15 protein-coding genes are annotated in these 17,578 nt (G+C 34.0%); 10 read left to right on the forward strand and 5 right to left on the reverse strand.

Going from position 1 to position 17,578, the window contains the following annotated elements; all coding sequences use genetic code 11:
• Positions 1-4: 4 nt before the first annotated feature.
• The gene (locus tag ACWA1B_RS11505) at positions 5-1,102 is read right to left on the reverse strand and encodes a hypothetical protein (protein ID WP_456906973.1); all 1,098 of its coding nucleotides are present in this window, start codon (positions 1,100-1,102) and stop codon (positions 5-7) included.
• Between the two features lie 347 nt (positions 1,103-1,449).
• Here ACWA1B_RS11505 and ACWA1B_RS11510 point away from each other — a divergent pair, with 347 nt between their 5' ends.
• The 5 genes from ACWA1B_RS11510 to ACWA1B_RS11530 all read left to right on the forward strand — a co-directional run bounded on the left by ACWA1B_RS11510 (position 1,450) and on the right by ACWA1B_RS11530 (position 6,151).
• Positions 1,450-2,049 carry a murein L,D-transpeptidase catalytic domain-containing protein gene (locus ACWA1B_RS11510; RefSeq protein WP_456906975.1) on the forward strand — a complete coding sequence of 200 codons (600 nt, stop codon included), beginning with the start codon at positions 1,450-1,452 and terminating at the stop codon, positions 2,047-2,049.
• 72 nt (positions 2,050-2,121) lie between these two features.
• On the forward strand, positions 2,122-3,723 hold the full coding sequence (locus ACWA1B_RS11515) for a family 43 glycosylhydrolase (protein WP_456906977.1): 1,602 nt from the start codon (positions 2,122-2,124) through the stop codon (positions 3,721-3,723).
• Between the two features lie 332 nt (positions 3,724-4,055).
• Positions 4,056-4,652 (forward strand): TetR/AcrR family transcriptional regulator, encoded by a 597-nt coding sequence (locus ACWA1B_RS11520; protein WP_456906979.1) that lies wholly within the window; start codon positions 4,056-4,058, stop codon positions 4,650-4,652.
• 6 nt (positions 4,653-4,658) lie between these two features.
• Positions 4,659-4,886, forward strand: a complete 228-nt coding sequence (locus ACWA1B_RS11525; RefSeq protein WP_456906981.1) for a hypothetical protein — start codon at positions 4,659-4,661, stop codon at positions 4,884-4,886.
• A 17-nt stretch (positions 4,887-4,903) separates the two neighbouring features.
• Positions 4,904-6,151 carry an MFS transporter gene (locus tag ACWA1B_RS11530; RefSeq protein WP_456906983.1) on the forward strand — a complete coding sequence of 416 codons (1,248 nt, stop codon included), beginning with the start codon at positions 4,904-4,906 and terminating at the stop codon, positions 6,149-6,151.
• A 210-nt stretch (positions 6,152-6,361) separates the two neighbouring features.
• Here ACWA1B_RS11530 and ACWA1B_RS11535 read toward each other — a convergent pair whose 3' ends face one another.
• From ACWA1B_RS11535 to ACWA1B_RS11550, 4 genes are all read right to left on the reverse strand, one after another.
• A complete protein-coding gene (locus ACWA1B_RS11535; protein WP_456906985.1) occupies positions 6,362-6,742 on the reverse strand; it encodes a DUF5367 family protein in 381 nt (126 codons plus the stop codon).
• 10 nt (positions 6,743-6,752) lie between these two features.
• Complete coding sequence (locus ACWA1B_RS11540) at positions 6,753-7,580, reverse strand: NAD(P)H-binding protein (protein ID WP_456906987.1); 828 nt, start codon at positions 7,578-7,580, stop codon at positions 6,753-6,755.
• A gap of 71 nt (positions 7,581-7,651) precedes the next feature.
• Complete coding sequence (locus tag ACWA1B_RS11545; RefSeq protein ID WP_456906989.1) at positions 7,652-8,041, reverse strand: helix-turn-helix domain-containing protein; 390 nt, start codon at positions 8,039-8,041, stop codon at positions 7,652-7,654.
• On the reverse strand, positions 8,017-8,529 hold the full coding sequence (locus ACWA1B_RS11550; RefSeq protein ID WP_456906991.1) for a hypothetical protein: 513 nt from the start codon (positions 8,527-8,529) through the stop codon (positions 8,017-8,019). Before ACWA1B_RS11550 ends, ACWA1B_RS11545 begins: the two co-directional genes overlap by 25 nt.
• A gap of 549 nt (positions 8,530-9,078) precedes the next feature.
• Here ACWA1B_RS11550 and ACWA1B_RS11555 point away from each other — a divergent pair.
• The 5 genes from ACWA1B_RS11555 to ACWA1B_RS11575 all read left to right on the forward strand — a co-directional run bounded on the left by ACWA1B_RS11555 (position 9,079) and on the right by ACWA1B_RS11575 (position 17,578).
• Entirely contained in the window at positions 9,079-10,053 is a 975-nt protein-coding gene (locus tag ACWA1B_RS11555; RefSeq protein WP_426484310.1) for a ribonucleotide-diphosphate reductase subunit beta, read from the forward strand.
• A gap of 51 nt (positions 10,054-10,104) precedes the next feature.
• A complete protein-coding gene (locus ACWA1B_RS11560; RefSeq protein ID WP_456907041.1) occupies positions 10,105-11,763 on the forward strand; it encodes a ribonucleoside-diphosphate reductase subunit alpha in 1,659 nt (552 codons plus the stop codon).
• A gap of 405 nt (positions 11,764-12,168) precedes the next feature.
• Positions 12,169-12,759: an RNA polymerase sigma factor gene (locus ACWA1B_RS11565; RefSeq protein WP_456906993.1), complete on the forward strand. Its 591-nt coding sequence runs from the start codon at positions 12,169-12,171 to the stop codon at positions 12,757-12,759.
• 172 nt (positions 12,760-12,931) lie between these two features.
• Positions 12,932-14,080 carry a FecR domain-containing protein gene (locus ACWA1B_RS11570; RefSeq protein WP_456906995.1) on the forward strand — a complete coding sequence of 383 codons (1,149 nt, stop codon included), beginning with the start codon at positions 12,932-12,934 and terminating at the stop codon, positions 14,078-14,080.
• Positions 14,081-14,251: 171 nt separating this feature from the next.
• Complete coding sequence (locus tag ACWA1B_RS11575) at positions 14,252-17,578, forward strand: SusC/RagA family TonB-linked outer membrane protein (RefSeq protein ID WP_456906997.1); 3,327 nt, start codon at positions 14,252-14,254, stop codon at positions 17,576-17,578.

Here is a 17,578-nt window from a genome sequence, read left to right on the forward strand (position 1 = left end):
TTTTTTATCGTCTGCGTCCGCCACCGCCAAAGCCGCCTCCACCGCCATGAAAGCCACCGCCTCCACCGCTAAACCCGCTTCCGCCTGATCTTGTACGACCACCAGAATTAAAGTTAGAGGAACTGCGATTTGATGTTGATGGACGATCAAATGATCTATCTGATGTTCCAGCAGAAGGGCGGTTTACAGAAGATCTGTCAGACACTCCTGCTCCACGATTTCCGGCTCCGTTTGATGCTCTGTCCGATACTCCGGCTCTGTTTCCAGATCCATTTGACATTCGGTTAGAAACGCCTGTATTGCCGGCACGATTGCCATAGTTTCCATTTCTATTATTGTTAGCGACCGTATTGGATCTGTTTCGATTGTTATTGTAATGATTGATGCTATTTCTATTGTTGTTGTTGATAATTACTGTATTACGGCTGTAATGGCCTCCATAATAACCGCCATGATACCAGTTGTTATGGCGGTAAATACCAACTGCAAGAACTGTAAATGCTGCAAAATAAGGAGGGTAATAACCATAATAATAAGGAGGATAATAAGGTACGTAAGCAGGCGAATAAACATATTGAACTATTGGAGCTGATTCGACCACTACCGTTGTTGCAGGGGTACTTACAGTAACAGGGTTGGAACCCTGATAAGCCGGATTTGCAGTAACTGCAGGCGTACTTTTTGGCTCAATAACATAATTTTTACCATAAAGATCTTCATCTCCAACACATTGAATAGAAACTTTTCCGTTTTTATCTTTATTTACTAAAATGACAGCGACATCCTGAGTTTCAGTTTTGCTGACTGCATCCTGAAGTACAAACGTGAAAGCATTATCTTTTTTTGTTGTAGTGACTTTTATAAAATCTACTTTTTTATCCAGATTAAGATCAAGATTATTAATTCCAGTTTCTTTTTTATTTAATGCTGTTTCAAATTCTTCTATAGTTTTTGATTTTTGAAATAACGTCAATACGGCATAAAGATCCAGATTATCTCCCGGAAGATTCAAAGCCGGCGCATCTTCACCAGATTGAGAAAAAATAGGTTGGCTTGATAAACTAATCACAACTGCTAAAAAAAAGAATAGAAATTTTTTCATAATGTGTTGGTTTTTAATTTGCTACATGCAAGTTAGATAATATTACGCATATAAAAAAGCATTCGTCTTAAAATTCTTATTGTAAGATTCTTTTAATCAATGTGTTAGTTTTATGTTGAAAGGGAGATAAGAATGTAAATAAGCTGAAATAGAAAAATGATTCGAAACCTTTTATTTTAAAGGAATTTTTTAGAAAACTTAGAAATAATTGACTGAAATAATATCTTATTATATTGTTTTTAAGACTTTTAAGGTGTGGTCTTTCATGCGGAGACAAGATAAATTTGCATCAAAATAAAACAGTTTTTTAAGAAGTTGTTCAACGTAAATTTTTAAATACCACTCTTGTGAAAATTTTCAATCTAATCTTATTTGTTTCATTATCTATTTTTGGAAATGCAAAACCAATTTCAAGCAAAGAAAATTGGACTGAAACGGAAGCCGAAAGATTAAACAATCAACTGGCTGAAGTAAAAGAGAAAATAAAAACCTGCAATTTATATAATACAAAAATTGCTTTTTTTGTTGATATGAAAATCAAATCAGGCAAAAACCGATTCTTTGTATATGATTTGGAAAACAATAAAATTATCGACGAAGGACTTGTTGCACATGGTTGCGGTTCTGAAACCGGAATTGCCGGTAATTTGAAATTCAGTAATGAGCCAAATTCAAATGCTACATCTTTAGGTTTATATGAAATTAAAAAATCATATATAGGTATGTTCGGAAAATCATACAAATTACATGGTTTATCTCAAACGAATAACAATGCCCAGAAAAGAGCCATTGTTTTACATTCATATTCTGCAGTTCCCGAAGTAGAGCAAGATTATTATATTCCACGAAGCCACGGATGTCCAATGATAAGCGAAGTTTTTTTTAGAAGACTTGAAAAAATTATTGATCATTCAAAATCTACAATTCTTTTACATATCTATTACTAAACAGGATAGTACATGACGCAAACTTTATAGCTATTCAATAATTTTATTACGAACTAACTAACCGTAATAAATATGAAATTTCAAAAGTGGTATTCCCTAAGTATTGTTTTTACAATGTTTTTCTTCGGAATATCAAATAAAACAATAGCTCAAAATCGTACGATTAAAAATGATGTTTTTTGGAATACAAAAGACGGAAAACCTTTAAACAGTCAAGGCGGTGGTATCTTTAAATTTCCGGATCCTAAAACTGGAAAACAAAAATATTATTGGTATGGCGTGCATTATGCCGAAGCTGATCAATATCGAGCAGATCCTTCGGTGACGCATGAAAAAAATAATTTTGAAGCTGTAACCTGCTATAGTTCTACTGACTTCGTGAATTGGACTTTTGAAAAAAATGTTTTATCAAAAGAAGAAGCGAACAAAACTGGAAAAACCTGGGTTGGGCGTTTAGGTGTTTGTTACATTAAAGAAATAAATAAATATGCCATGTTTGTACAGCATGGAAGTGAGGTTCTAATTACGCTTTCTGATTCTCCGACAGGTGAATTTTTGTGGGATAAAAAGATAAATATGGAAAAAATGATTGGAACCAGCAATACTGGGGACCAAACCGTTTTTACAGATGAAGACACCGGAAAATCGTATTTGATTTATTCGTATGGTAGAGGGCGAAACAAAATTTATGTTTCTGAAATTGGAATCAAAGACGGAAAAGTGAATTTGCTGGATTGTACCGAAATTTTCAAAGGCGAAAGCAGAGAAGGAAATTGTATGTTCAAATACAAAAACCGCTATTATATGTACGCTTCAAATATATATGGATGGGACGGTTCATTTGCCTATTATTTAGTTGCCGATGATATTCGTGGACCTTATCTTCCAACGAATGAAATGTTGATTACAAAAGGGGCTGAAGATGATTTTGCGCACGTTTCGCAAACCGGATTTTTCTTTTCTGTAAAAGGAACTAAACAAGAAACCATTGTGTATTGTGGAGATCGTTGGGCTGATTTTGCAGGAAATGGTTTAGGATACAATCAATGGTGCCCAATGTCATTTGATGGAAGTGAACCTTATTTCAATTCGCTCAGCGCTTGGGATTTGGATGCAAAAACAGGAAATTGGAAAGTCAACAAAGAAAATAATTACGTAAAAAACGGTAGTTTTGAAGCAGATCGCCGACATATTCCGAGTCCTGTAAAACCCGTACAGATTCAGTTAACCGGTTGGGCAAGCGAGGTTGTTGAAGGAAATAAAATAAGTTTAGACACCCTTACCTCGCCAGTTTTAAATCATTTTAATACACAAGCCGAAAGAAAAATCGTCATTGGAGAAAAGAGTCTGAATATCAGTGATAAAATTGATTTTAAGAGAAAAGTATTTCAGGTTATAACATCTTCACCATACGTAAAACTGGAAGATGGATCATATACTTTAACTGCCAAAATTAAAAACAGCAGTGGATTTGATAATCTTGAGGTCTATGTTTTAAGTAATGAAAAAAGATTTCAATTTGTTGTAAAAGAGGAAAATCCAGAATGGAAAACAATTGTCATCAATAATATAGCTATAAAAGGAGGGAAGGCCGAAGTAGGATTTCTTGCGAATGGAAAAGCAAAATCTTTTTGTTTAGTAGATGATGTTTCTTTAGTTAGAAGTGGGAAGTAAAATTTAGAAAAAAGAGGCAAGATGAAAGAGGCAAGATGAAAGAAGCAAGATGAAAGAGGCAAGATGAAAGAAACTGGAGTTTAGATATTAGAAGAAAAAAAAGAGAAGAAAGTAATTTAATTTTATTTGTTTAGTGTTTTTTAAAGTCTGTAAGCGTTTTGTTTACAGACTTTTTTTATGGATTTTATTTCGAAGAAATAAGTATTCTACATTTTCTAAATCTTGCTTCTTTCATCTTGCTTCTTATCTCTTTTTTCTAAAAACAGAAAAAAAATAATTAATAAAAAAGCGTTCATTCATTTATTATTTTATCTTTGTCAAAAAATACAGCTATGAGAGTTAGAGACATTGACAAAGAAAAACTGGTTATTGAAATGGCGATTGACCAGATTGTGCAGGAAGGATTTCAAGGTTTCAGTATGAATAAATTGGCGAAAGCCTGTTCAATTTCTGTTGGTACGCTCTATATTTATTATGCTGACAAAGATGATTTAATTCAAAAAATAGGAGCCAGCATGGCGCTGAAGTTTTTTAAAAGCACCATAAAAGACTTTTCGCCCGACATGTCATTTGAAGAAGGTTTGTGGAGACAATGGGAAAACCGCGCCAACTTTGCAATGAAATATCCTAAAGAAGTTGCATTTTTTGAAATTATCAAACATTCGCCTCACGGAGAAATCATTTTGGATTCTATTAAAGAATTTGCTGATTTCAGAGCCATTATGACTCAATTTACAGACAACGCACTTCGGAACAAAGAACTTCTCCCAATGAGTTTTGAAGCGTTTTGGTGTGTGGCGTACGGACCTCTTTATACATTATTAAACATGCATGCCGAACGCAAAAGTATGGGAGGAAAACCATTTGTGCTTACAAAAGAAATTATGAAAGAAGCCTTTCAAGCAGCTGTTAAAGGCTTAAAACCTTGAAAAATTATGGAAACAGATTTAAATAGCATACATATTTTTAAAACCAATATCAGTGCAATTAACGCAGAATGCCCTGCGCATTATGTACTGAATAATCATCAAAAGATTGAACAGTGGAGTATAGACTGTGAAGATGTTGACTGCGTTTTACGCGTGGTTTCAGAGACTTTGAAACCTCATGAAATTATTACAATAATCACCAATTTGGGCTTTGAATGCCAGGAATTGTCTTAAAACATATTTATAAATTAATGGAAAAAACTACCATTGAAAGCCCAGCTTTCACCTCACATCAAAAAATTATTATTGCCATACTGGCGCTTTTGCAATTTACGGTCATACTTGATTTTATGGTTATTTCCCCACTTGGAGATATCTTAATGAAAACATTAGATATGACAACCTCAAATTTTGGTTTTGCTGTATCAGCCTATGCTTTTAGTGCCGGAATTTCAGGATTATTGGCAGCAGGTTTTGCCGATAAATTTGACCGTAAAAAATTATTAATTTTCTTTTATACAGGTTTCATTATAGGAACTGTTTTTTGTGCCCTTTCGACAAGTTATACAATGTTGCTTATGGCACGAATTGTAACGGGACTTTTTGGCGGTGTAATTGGTTCGGTTTCATTAGCCATCGTAACCGATTTATTTGTGATTCAACAACGCGGACGCGTGATGGGTGTTATACAAATGGCTTTTGCAACAAGCCAGATTTTAGGAATTCCGGTAGGTTTGTATTTTGCCAATAATTGGGGATGGCATTCTGCTTTTATTATGATTGCGGTTCTGGCCGTGCTGATTCTTATCGCCATTTTTACTCAAATGAAGCCTATTACACAACATTTGGAGCTACAGTCAGATAAAAGCCCTTTTTTGCATCTTTGGCATACTATAAGTAATAAGCAATATCAGGTTGGCTTTACAGCAATTGCATTTCTTTCAGTTGGAGGATTTATGCTGCAGCCTTTTGGAAGTGCATTTTTAGTAAACAATATTCATATCAGTCAGCTTGAACTACCAATGGTATTTTTCTTTACTGGACTTTCAGTGCTTTTCATCATGCCTCTTATTGGTAAATTAAGTGATAAGGTGAGTAAATTTAAATTGTTTGCTGCTGGATCTTCAATTTCGATAATCATGATTTTGATTTATACGAATCTTAATCCAATTCCACTTTGGGAAATTGTGATTATCAATATGATTTTATTTATGGGAATCATGAGTCGTATGATTCCGGCAACCACTTTGAATACTGCAATTCCAGATATGAAAGATCGTGGCGCTTATATGTCGATCACCTCTTCATTACAACAGATTGCAGGCGGAATTGCGGCAGTTTGCGCGGGCTTTATCGTACATCAAAAAACAAAAACTTCTCCACTAGAAAATTATGATATGCTAGGATACGTAATTGCGGTCGTTACTTTAAGTACAGTGTTTTTAATATGGCGTGTAGATCAATTGGCAAAGGCTAAAGTTAAAAACTCAAATATTTAATTTGCTAGTTGATTTAACATATAGAAACATAGGGTTGTTGGCTTAATAAAGGCGTATCACTTGCATTAATAAACATAGCTATGTGTTAGAAACTTAGTTTCTTTTCATATCCTTTTAAACATCTAAAATCTATGTTTCGATGTGTTTAAATCCCATTTTAGGAAAAACAAAAGCTTGTTCTGCGGGACAAGCTTTTTGTTTTTTATAACTTCAAACATTTATGTTTTTCTTCCAATAAAAATAAACGGTAAGCGCATTTATAGTAGCCAAAAGCCATAAAACCGGATTGCTGAAGAAGCTGTAATAACTTCGTCCGTTAGGTATTTCTACAAAAGGAACGGTTATCAGAATATCCAAAACCAAAGCCGTTGTCGACATTGCAATTCCAAGGAATAGGCCGTGGGTTTCGAGAACTTTTTTATAATATAATTTTGCTCCAAGAATCCCAAAAAAGATAATCCCAAACATTACGATTATGGACTGAATCCAAAAAAAATTCTGTATAAACCGAATTTGATCCAAAATATAAAATGAAATACTGACCAAAATCCAAACTATAAATCCGGAAAAGATTGCTCTGAAATAATTCATCTTTTTAGTTTTAAGAATTCCAAATTCCGGTTTTGGCTGTTTCTTTTGCGTAAGCGGTAAAATCTTTTGCTTTTCGGCCCAAAACTTTTTCAATATCCGAAGTTATGTGCGAATTTCTTCCATCCAAAACCTGCTCAAAAAGATAATTTGCAAGCCAGATATGATCTTCCGGAACCTGATATTCTTTCAGCATTTGCGAATATTCATCCAATGATAAACTCTGAAAAGTAATATTTCTGTCGCTTGCTTCAGCAATTGTATTTACGGCTTCTTTAAAAGTCAATAATCTTGGGCCGGTTAATTCGTATGTTTTTGCATTGTGTTTATCATTCAAAAGTGATTCAACAACTACATCGGCAATATCGTCGGCATCTGTGAAAGGTTCAAGTGCTTCGGCTCTGGGCAAAGCAACAATTCCTGCTAAAATAGGTTCTAAAAAAATGCTTTCGCTAAAGTTTTGATTGAACCAACTTGCCCGTAGAATCGTCCATTTTTTGGCATTTTCTTTTACGATTTCTTCGCAAAGTTGTGCTTCTTTTTCACCTCTTCCAGATAATAAAACCATTTTTTGAACGCCCAATTCTGTTGCCAAAACGGTAAATTTCTGAATTGTCTCAACTGCCGAAGGAATGGCCAAATCGGGCTGAAATGTAATGTAAACAACTTCAATATCCTTCAACACGTTTTTCCAGGTTTCTGGATTTTCCCAATCAAAAGGAACTTTTTCAGATCGGGAACCCAAACGAACTTCAACATCTGAATTGTTTTTCAATCTTTCAGTTACTCTGCGTCCTGTTTTCCCATTGGAACCTAAAACTAAAATTTTCTTTTTGCTCATATCAATATTCTTTAAATGATTACTGATACAAAGTTGATTAGATTAAAAAAGAAACATTTGTCGCAAAAGAATTATGATTTGTTTGAAAGGAATTGAAGCCGAACTTCATTCGGACGCATTCCGAATTTTTTATAGAAAGCATTCGAGAAAGAGCTCAAACTTTCATAGCCAACTTCCCAAGCCGCCTCCTGAACCGTTTTTTCGCATTCGCGTAGTAATTCATACGCTTTATGAAGCCGTTCTTCCTGAACATATTTGAAAACCGGAATGCCAAAAAGTTCTTTAAAATTCTTTTTTAGTTTATTGCTGTTCAATCCAACCATTTGCGATAATTGAGTAATTGAAGGCGGTTTGGAATAACTGTTTGTTACAATTTCTTTCGCTTTGTATAATTTGTTTTTGTCAATTTCCGAAAAGTCAATTTTAGTATCGGTACTCAAAAGAGCAAAAAAATGTGCCAAAAGTCGTTGATCTGACTTCTTAAAAACAGTAATCGCGTATTGCCAACGTAAGCGGTGTTGAAGATTTTTTGAACGGCCAATTGCATATCGAGCGTCATATAATACGATGGACCCTTTACAAAATGTTCCTTCGGATTTAATAATTCGGGAAGGTGTTTTTCAAAAATCTCTTTTTCGGCTTCAGGAAGCGAATTTAAATGTTTCGGTTTTGTAAAAATACTGATCGATTGCAAGGGTTTGTCGGGTTCGATTTTATGTGAGAATTCCACTTTTTGATTTCCGAAAAAACAAATCGCTAAACCAGTCGTATTTGTCAAATATTTTGTCTGATTATTATGTTTGATTTCCAGTTCGACATTGCCAGATCCATAAAAAGCAAAACCAACTGCGTCACCGTCGATTTCGCATTTCTGAATTATAGTTTTTTTCGTATCCGATTGTTCGATTAAAACAATAAAGTCATTCAATTCTATAATATCTGTCGTCATATTGTTTGTCGTGTATTTTGAAACTGTTTAAGAAAAAAAAGCTCATTTTTATTTCTTTCCTCAGATTTAGAAAGTAGAGTTTAAACAATTCTTAAATTATGTAAAATGTTTAAAATTAAATGTTTAGTTTAATTTAGGCAATTTGATTTTTTTTAAACTTCAAACTTTTTTAGTGTACAGATGAGACTTTAAAGTCATTTTTTTGTAACAGTTTTTTGGACAAAATTTTGCGTTTTTTTGAGTTTGCTGTTGATAACTGTTTTTTTAATCGAAGAATAAAAGCGTTTTTTCCTGTTGACAACTTTATTTAGATTCTTTTTAAATAACTGATTTTTTGAGCATTATGACTTTAAAAAGTGATGTTGATAAAAACTTTTTTAACGAATAAAAAACCACAATTTTTCCTGTTGATAATTGCTTCTATTTTTAACATCAAAACGAAAACAAAACAAAAATTCGTGGCTTAAATTTGTAAGTAACGATATGTAAAAATACCTCCCAAATCTGCATTTCGTTTACTCACATATTCACCATTAAATACAATTTATTATGTCTATTTTCGATAAAAGAATTAATTATAAGCCTTTTGAATACCCGGAGGTACTACAATTTACTGAAGCCATAAACAAAGCGTACTGGGTTCATACAGAGGTTGATTTTACAGCTGATACACAGGATTTTCATTCGCATTTGTCACCAGCTGAAAAAACGGCAATCAAAAATAGTCTGCTGGCAATTGCTCAGATTGAAGTTGCCGTAAAAAGTTTTTGGGGCAATATTTACGAGCATTTTCCAAAGCCTGAATTTAATGGCCTTGGAACTACTTTTGCCGAATGTGAATTCAGGCATTCTGAAGCGTATTCACGTTTGCTGGAAGTTTTAGGATATAATGATGAATTCGAAAAATTACTTGATGTTCCTGTAATCCGCAAGCGTGTCGATTATCTTTCAAATGTTTTAAAAGATACGCGTTCGCAGGACAACAAAAAATATATGGTTTCGCTGATTTTGTTCAGCATTTTGATTGAAAATGTATCGCTTTTCAGTCAGTTTGCAATTTTGCTTTCGTTCACAAGATTCAAAGGTTATATGAAAAATGTAAGCAACATTATTGCGTGGACTTCAATCGATGAGCAAATTCATGCAAATGGAGGAATTTTCATTATCAATAAAATACGTGAAGAATTTCCGGATTATTTTGATGATGCAACTTTGCTGACCATCAGAGATACGGTTAAGTATTCTATCGATGTTGAATCGGATATTTTAGATTGGATTTTTGAAGATGGTGAAATCGAATCGATCAACAAAACAGATCTGGTTAATTTTATGAAATTCAGATTGGATGAAAGTCTGAAACAAATTGGAATTCCAACCGTATTTGATGTTTCGGCAGAAGAATATAAAGCGATGCTATGGTTTGAGGAAGAAGTTTTTGCCAACAGTCTTGACGATTTCTTCGCAAAAAGACCAGTAGAATATACCAAACACGATAAAAGTATAACGGCAAACGACCTTTTTTAAAAGAATAAAACGATGAATGCATTAGATATAAATGGAGAAAACAGCATCCCGATGAGTGAAGCTGGAAATAAAATGTGGTGGAAAAATTCTGAAAGTGAGCAAATCCTAAATCGTGGTTATCTTTTAAAAGGCGAAACTGTTGAAGGTGCAATTGACCGAATTTGCACAGCGGCAGCCCGCCGACTTTATAAACCAGAATTAAAAGAATCTTTTGTCGAAATGATTGAGCGCGGCTGGATGAGTATCAGTTCGCCGATTTGGGCAAATATGGGAACCGAACGTGGTTTGCCAATTTCGTGTTTCAATGTTCACGTTCCAGACGAAATCGAAAAAATTACACACAAACTAGGCGAAGTAATCATGCAGACCAAAATTGGTGGAGGTACATCTGGATATTTTGGAGAATTACGCGAAAGAGGAAGCGCCGTAACTGATAACGGAAAAAGCAGCGGTGCAGTAAGTTTCATGAAACTTTTTGATACTGCGATGGATACAATTTCACAAGGAGGCGTGCGTCGTGGCGCATTTGCAGCCTATTTAGACGTTGATCATCCGGATATTGAAGAGTTTTTGAAGATTAAAAGTATTGGTAACCCCATTCAGAATTTGTTTACCGGAATTTCGGTACCCGATTATTGGATGCAGGAAATGATTGACGGCGATATTGAAAAACGCCAAATTTGGGCGAAAGTTCTGGAAAGCCGTCAACAAAAAGGATTGCCTTATATTTTTTTCAGTGACAATGTAAACAAAAACAAACCTCAGGTTTATAAAGATAAAAATCTCCGAATCAATGCCAGCAATTTGTGCAGTGAAATTATGCTTCCGTCAGATTTTGATGAATCGTTTATTTGTTGTCTTTCGTCAATGAATCTGGAACTTTATGAGGAATGGAAAGATACTGAGGCAGTAAAATTAGCGATATTTTTCCTGGACGCTGTATTGCAGGAATTCATCGAAAAAACCGAAGGCAATTATTATCTTTCAGCAGCGAATAAATTTGCAAAAAGACATCGCGCATTAGGCTTAGGCGTTTTAGGATGGCATTCGTATTTGCAAAAAAATATGATTCCGTTTGAAGGTTTAGAAGCCAAAATGAAAACGACAGAAATTTTCAAACATATTAGTGATAAAGCCGATAAAGCGACTCAGGATTTAGCTCGAATTTACGGTGAACCAGAATTGCTGAAAGGTTATGGAAGAAGAAATACAACCACAATGGCAATTGCTCCAACTACTTCTTCATCGGCGATTTTAGGGCAGACTTCTCCTGGAATTGAGCCTTTTAGTAGTAATTATTACAAAGCTGGTTTGAGCAAAGGAAATTTCATGCGTAAGAATAAATATTTGAAAAAATTATTAGAGGAAAAAGACCTTGATAATGAAGAAGTATGGCGAGGAATCATGTTGAATGGCGGAAGTGTACAACATATAGAACAACTTACTCAAACAGAGAAAGATGTGTTTAAAACTTTCAAAGAAATCAGTCAATTGGAAATTGTACAGCAAGCGGCAATTCGCCAAAAATTTGTAGATCAGGGACAAAGTTTAAATCTGAATATTCCTGCTGAATTGCCTATTAAAGAGGTAAATCGCTTAATGATTGAATCCTGGCAACTCGGAATCAAAAGTTTGTATTATCAACGAAGTCAAAGCGTTTCAAAAGAATTGGTCACAAGTTTGGTTACCTGCAGTAGTTGTGAATCATAAATTTAAAATCGGAAGTTTTCTTCCGATTTTTTTTTCTCTTAGGTTTGATAAAGCACACCTAAAATTATAGTAAAACTTTTTTTACTAATTTATAAAAGCTATTTTCTGCTGTATTTATGAACTAAGAAATTGGCTACGCTATTTTTGTAATAATTAATAAAAACATGATTTTATCTTAACATGAACAGGTTTGTAAAATCCGTTTTTAAAAGGTTAAAAATTATGCAAATTATAATTTTTTAGATTATTCAAGGTTTTTGATTGCCGAATTTATAACGATTTTGGTTTTTTGTGAAATAAAATCAACAACAAAGAATAGATGATCGGCAGAACAACAAATTAGGATTATTGGATAATATTATTAAGTTTGTTGCGAATTATTCAATTTACCAAAAGCCAAAAAACTTGCCGTCACTGTTATCAAATCAAGATAAAACTTTAATCGATCGTCTTCGTTCCGGAGATGAATCGGCTTTGACGGAATTGTACAATACCTTTTGGCAGGCGCTCTTTTTATCGGCTTACAATGTCATTAAAGACAAAGAATTGTGCGAGGATATTATTCAGGATATTTTCCTGAATATTTGGACAAATCGTGAAAAGTTAGAAATTCATATTTCATTAAAAGGATATATGTATGCTTGTACGCGATATCAGGTTTTTAATCATTTACGAAAAAACAAAGACAAAATTCACGTCGAACTTTTTGATGATTTAGAAAAACGATTTCAATATACTACACCCGAAACACAATTGATGCACGAAGAATTAGTGCAGCAACTTCATTTAATTGTTGAAACGCTTCCTGAAAAATGTCAGGCAGTTTATAAATTAAGCAGAGAAGAACAATTGAGCCACAAAGAAATCGCTGAACGTCTTAATATTTCAACCAAAACTGTTGAAAATCATATTACCAAAGCGCTTCAGACAATTCGTCTCTCTATGGGCAGTACGCTGGGCGTAGCAATGGTTTTATGGCTGTCTAAAAATCTTTAAAGGAAAATAAAAATGATTGCCGATTTTAAGCCTAAAACGTTGATTTCTCTAGTTTCCGGCGAGGCTTTTCTTAAAAGATTAAAAAAAAATCAAAAAAAATACAATTTGGACTAGGGGGTAAATATCTTTTTAGATACTTACCTAATATACTCCTGCATTAATAATAAAAAAAATGAAAAAAGAAGAATTCTTAACGTTATTAAACAGATATCTTTCTGGCGATACGAATCGGGAGGAGAATAAGCAAATGTTGCATTTTTATGAAAGTTTCCAAACTTCAGAAGAATGGGATGAAAGTTTAGGATCAAAAGAAGAAATTAAAAATAAAATGCTGCATCGGATTCAGGCAGCCATAAAATCGGAGGAAACAAAAGTTATTCCGTTAAGGCCATTCTATTCGAGAACAAGCTTTAAAGTTGCAGTTGCGGCCTCAGTTGCCATGCTGATTTCAATTTCGTTGTTGTTCAATACAGAGAAAAATTCAAAACAAAATATTCCAGTTGTTGCTAATAAAAATATTTTGATTGGAAGCGACAAAGCAACGCTGACCTTAGAAGACGGTTCTGTAATTGAATTGAAAAAAGGAGAATCTTACAATCAAGGAAATGCGATCAGTAATGGCGAGAAATTGATTTATAATTCTAAAAACAATAAGCAAGCGGCAATTGCTAATAACTTTCTAACGATTCCGAGAGGAGGACAGTTTTTTGTTCAATTGGCAGACAGTACAAAAGTTTGGCTGAACTCAGAATCGCAACTAAAATATCCTGTTGCTTTTGTTGATGGCGAAATCAGACAAGTAGAGTTGGTTTATGGCGAGGCTTATTTTGAAGTTTCTCCAAGCACAAAACATAAAGGCTCTAAGTTTAAGGTAAAAACAGCAATGCAGAATGTAGAGGTTATTGGTACCGAATTCAATATCAAAGCCTACAGAGATGAAACGGCAATTTATACCACATTGGTACAAGGAAAAGTTGCTGTTAGCAATGCAAGTAATAAAGAAATTTTAGCGCCAAACGAGCAATCCAGAATCAGCAAAAGTGATGATCGAATTGCAATTTCAGAAGTTGATGTTTACAACGAAATTTCATGGCGTAAAGGATTGTTTGTTTTTAAAGGAATGCCTCTGAAAGATATTGCAAGAGTATTGTCAAGATGGTATGATGTTGATATTGAGTTTGCAGATCCGGCACTTGGCAATGTTAGATTTAATGGTGTTTTGAACAAAAATCAAAAATTAGAAGACATATTAACCACGATCAAGAATATTAATTTTATTAATGCCTATGAGAAAAAAGACAATAAGATTATAATCAAATAAAAAAGAAAAGGGATTAAAGTTCAGACCTCTCACCGTACCGCACTTCATCCCTTTCTGTGTATTAATCAATTAATCATTTAACAACCGACCAACCAATTAACATGTAAATTTATGAAATTTAAATTAACCGACGTCTTTTTCTATTTTAGAAAAAGACTAATTATTAACATTATGAGAACTTTTATATTCTTGTTTTGTACTGCAATTTTTGGTTTTTCACCCGCAAATTTATTTTCACAAAACACAAAAGTTGTAATTGCAGCCGATAAAACGGTAACTGTTGACGAAGTTTTTGATCTTATAAAACAACAAACAGACTACACTTTTATTTATCAGGAAGATTTATTTAAGAAACTACCGAAAGTACATTTGAAGAAAGGTAAAATCAGAGTAAATGATTTATTGGAAGCCAGTTTTCCCAATAAAGATTTCGATTTTAGTTTATCAAACGGAAACACCATTTTAGTTAGAAAATTACCAAAAGAAAACGTAGTCGTTTTTCAGTCAAAATGGATTGAAATTAAAGGTATTGTTACCAATGAAAAAAAAGAACCTTTACCAGGCGTAAACATAAAAGTGAAGGGCAGTACTGTAGCTGCTCAAACTGATTTTGACGGAAAATATGTGATCAAAGCCCCAGAAGATGGACAAATTTTGTTTACCTACATTGGGCATTTAGCACAAATAATTCCTGTTAATAAAAGAAACGTTATTAATGTTGTTTTAGAACAACAAACCAAAGAACTTGGCGGAGTAGTCATAAACACTGGAGTTACAGTTCGTAAAAAAGAATTAATTACAGGAGCGGTCTCTACTTATAAAGGTGAGGAGTTAAGACAAGTTTCGACGCAAAATGTTGTTCAGGCTTTAAAAACGTTAGATCCTTCTTTTATGGTTTTGAACAATAACATTGCAGGCTCAAACCCAAATGTCTTGCCAGTAATCGAAGTGAGAGGACAGACCAGTTTATCTGTTAACCAAGTTAATGATCGTTTTAAAGAAGATCCAAACCAACCTTTGTTTATCTTGGACGGATTCCCCACAACATTACAGCAGATTGTCGATTTAGATATCAACAGAATTGCCAATATTACGCTTCTTAAAGATGCTGCTTCTACAGCATTATATGGTTCACGTTCTGCAAATGGAGTTGTGGTTATTGAAACAAATAAACCAATTCCAGGGAAATTACAAATTTCTTATGTCTATAATTCATCTTATGAATTGGCAGATTTAAGTGTTTATAATTTAATGAATGCCGAGCAGAAATTAGAATTCGAAAGACTTTCGAAAGCTTATGTTGTGCCGCGTCTTGGCGACTATGCGCAACAATTTAAATGGGATGAAATTTACAACAAACGTCTGGCTGATGTGCGCCGTGGCGTTGATACGTATTGGCTGAATGAACCGATCCAAATGGGAATTACTTCTGGACACAGTTTGGCAATTGGCGGAGGATCTGACGAGTTTAGATTCAATCTTGCCGGAAATTACAAATCTTTGTCAGGAACAATGAAAGGTTCTGAACATAATACTTGGGGGTATAATGCGAATTTGATTTATAGAAAGAAAAAAGTAAGCTTTAACAATAACTTCTTTGTTTCGGGTGGAAATAATCAGGAATCGCCATATGGCTCTTTTTCTACTTGGGCAAAAGCAAGCCCGTATTATGAAAAATATAATGAAAATGGAGTTCCAACACGTTACATGGACGGAACAAATATTCCAGTCGGAAATCCTATTGTGAATGATTACGTAAATCAGGAAGAAAATCCTTTGTATAATGTTCGTTTAAATAGCTACGACAAAGGTGTAGATTTTAATTTTACAAACAACTTTGCTGTAAATTATGATGTTAACCCTCATATCAAAACAACTGCAGCAATTTCAGTTTCAAGATTACAGACTACATCAACTAAATTTATTTCGCCAGATGACACACAATTCATTTCAGATATTCCAACAGAAAAAGGAAGTTATAAAAGGACAGATTATCTGACCAATAAATGGAACGGAAATATTGGCGGAACATATTCAAATGTTTTCAATAATGTTCACTCGCTTAATTATACTTTGAGAGCTTCTGCATTAGAAACAAGATATGGTTATTATGGTTCTACTTTAAGAGGTTTTCCTTTAGGAGTTCCGGGTAATCCTAATTTTGCTTTTGGATTTGAAGTCAATTCAAAACCTGAAACTTACAGCGAAATGGTGCGAAGTGTCGATTTAACCAATCAGCTTAACTATGCTTACAACAGAAAATATTTGCTTGATTTAACTCACACTATTTCTGGAGCAACGAATTTTGGAACAAACAAAAAATATTCTCCATATTACGGCATTGGTATTGGCTGGAATATGAACTACGAATTTAACATGAATGAAGATATTGTAAATATCTTGAAGCTTCGTGCAAATTATGGTCAAACCGGAAATCAGAACCTTGTGGGATTTGCTTCTCATGATATTTATACTTATGATGCAAATACAAATATTTTTGGTGCTGGATTAAATGTTTCGCAATTGGCCAATGTCGATTTAGAGCCTCAAAAAACAAAAGATTTGTCTTTAGGATTAGATTTGGCAATGTTTAGAAACAAGCTTACTGCTACTTTTGGAGCATACAGACGTAGAACTTCTCCACAAATTGTAGCAATCGATCTTGCTGCTTCAACCGGAGTTACTGCGTACCCGTTAAACATTGGTTATATTACGACTCAAGGTCTGGAGCTTAAAGCAAATTATACCATTATAAGCAATCCGAAAGCCGATTTTTATTGGGCAGTTGGCGTGACAGCGACTACAAATGAAAACGAATTAGGTGGTTTCAATAATGCTTTGGCTTCTTTAAATGATGCTGCTAAAAAAACGACAAGTTTGACAAGATTTTATGATGGAGCAAGCACAAATGATCTTTGGGCAGTACCATCATTAGGAATTGATCCTGCTACAGGAAAAGAAGTTTTCTTGAAGAAAAATGGACAAACTACATTTATTTTAGATAAAAACGATGAGCGAATCATGGGGAACTCAAGAGAAATCGCAACTGGTGTTTTTTCTACAAGTGTTAATTATGGCAATTTCAGTTTAGGAGTGTTCATCAGATATAGTTTTGGGGCAGATCAATTTAATACCGCTTTATATGATAAAGTTGAAAATATCAGCTCAAGCAATATTTTTGATAATCAAGATGCAAGGGCTTTTACAGATCGATGGACAACTCCAGGCCAAATCGCCCAATTTAAAGCAATCAGTTTGACGAATGAAACGCCAATTTCTTCTCGATTCATTCAAAAAGCAGATTATATCTCAGGAGAATCACTTCGATTAGGATATCGTGTAACCAATAGAGCTTGGCTTAATAAATCAGGTTTGGCTGGTTTAGGGTTCAATGCTTACGCAAATGAGTTTTTTAGAGTTTCTACGATAAAAGCAGAGCGAGGTATCGAGTATCCTTTTTCAAGAATTTATTCTTTAAGTCTAAACGTATCATTTTAA

Source organism: Flavobacterium xizangense, from assembly GCF_054075145.1.

Excerpts from the sequence above, each read along its gene's own strand:
- ACWA1B_RS11535 (WP_456906985.1), bottom strand. The coding sequence starts at position 6,742 with ATGAATTATTTCAGAGCAATCTTTTCCGGATTTATAGTTTGGATTTTG.
- ACWA1B_RS11575 (WP_456906997.1), top strand. The coding sequence starts at position 14,252 with ATGAGAACTTTTATATTCTTGTTTTGTACTGCAATTTTTGGTTTTTCA.
- ACWA1B_RS11550 (WP_456906991.1), bottom strand. The coding sequence starts at position 8,529 with ATGACGACAGATATTATAGAATTGAATGACTTTATTGTTTTAATCGAA.
- ACWA1B_RS11520 (WP_456906979.1), top strand. The coding sequence starts at position 4,056 with ATGAGAGTTAGAGACATTGACAAAGAAAAACTGGTTATTGAAATGGCG.
- ACWA1B_RS11560 (WP_456907041.1), top strand. The coding sequence starts at position 10,105 with ATGAGTGAAGCTGGAAATAAAATGTGGTGGAAAAATTCTGAAAGTGAG.
- ACWA1B_RS11540 (WP_456906987.1), bottom strand. The coding sequence starts at position 7,580 with ATGAGCAAAAAGAAAATTTTAGTTTTAGGTTCCAATGGGAAAACAGGA.
- ACWA1B_RS11570 (WP_456906995.1), top strand. The coding sequence starts at position 12,932 with ATGAAAAAAGAAGAATTCTTAACGTTATTAAACAGATATCTTTCTGGC.
- ACWA1B_RS11505 (WP_456906973.1), bottom strand. The coding sequence starts at position 1,102 with ATGAAAAAATTTCTATTCTTTTTTTTAGCAGTTGTGATTAGTTTATCA.
- ACWA1B_RS11530 (WP_456906983.1), top strand. The coding sequence starts at position 4,904 with ATGGAAAAAACTACCATTGAAAGCCCAGCTTTCACCTCACATCAAAAA.
- ACWA1B_RS11555 (WP_426484310.1), top strand. The coding sequence starts at position 9,079 with ATGTCTATTTTCGATAAAAGAATTAATTATAAGCCTTTTGAATACCCG.
- ACWA1B_RS11515 (WP_456906977.1), top strand. The coding sequence starts at position 2,122 with ATGAAATTTCAAAAGTGGTATTCCCTAAGTATTGTTTTTACAATGTTT.
- ACWA1B_RS11525 (WP_456906981.1), top strand. The coding sequence starts at position 4,659 with ATGGAAACAGATTTAAATAGCATACATATTTTTAAAACCAATATCAGT.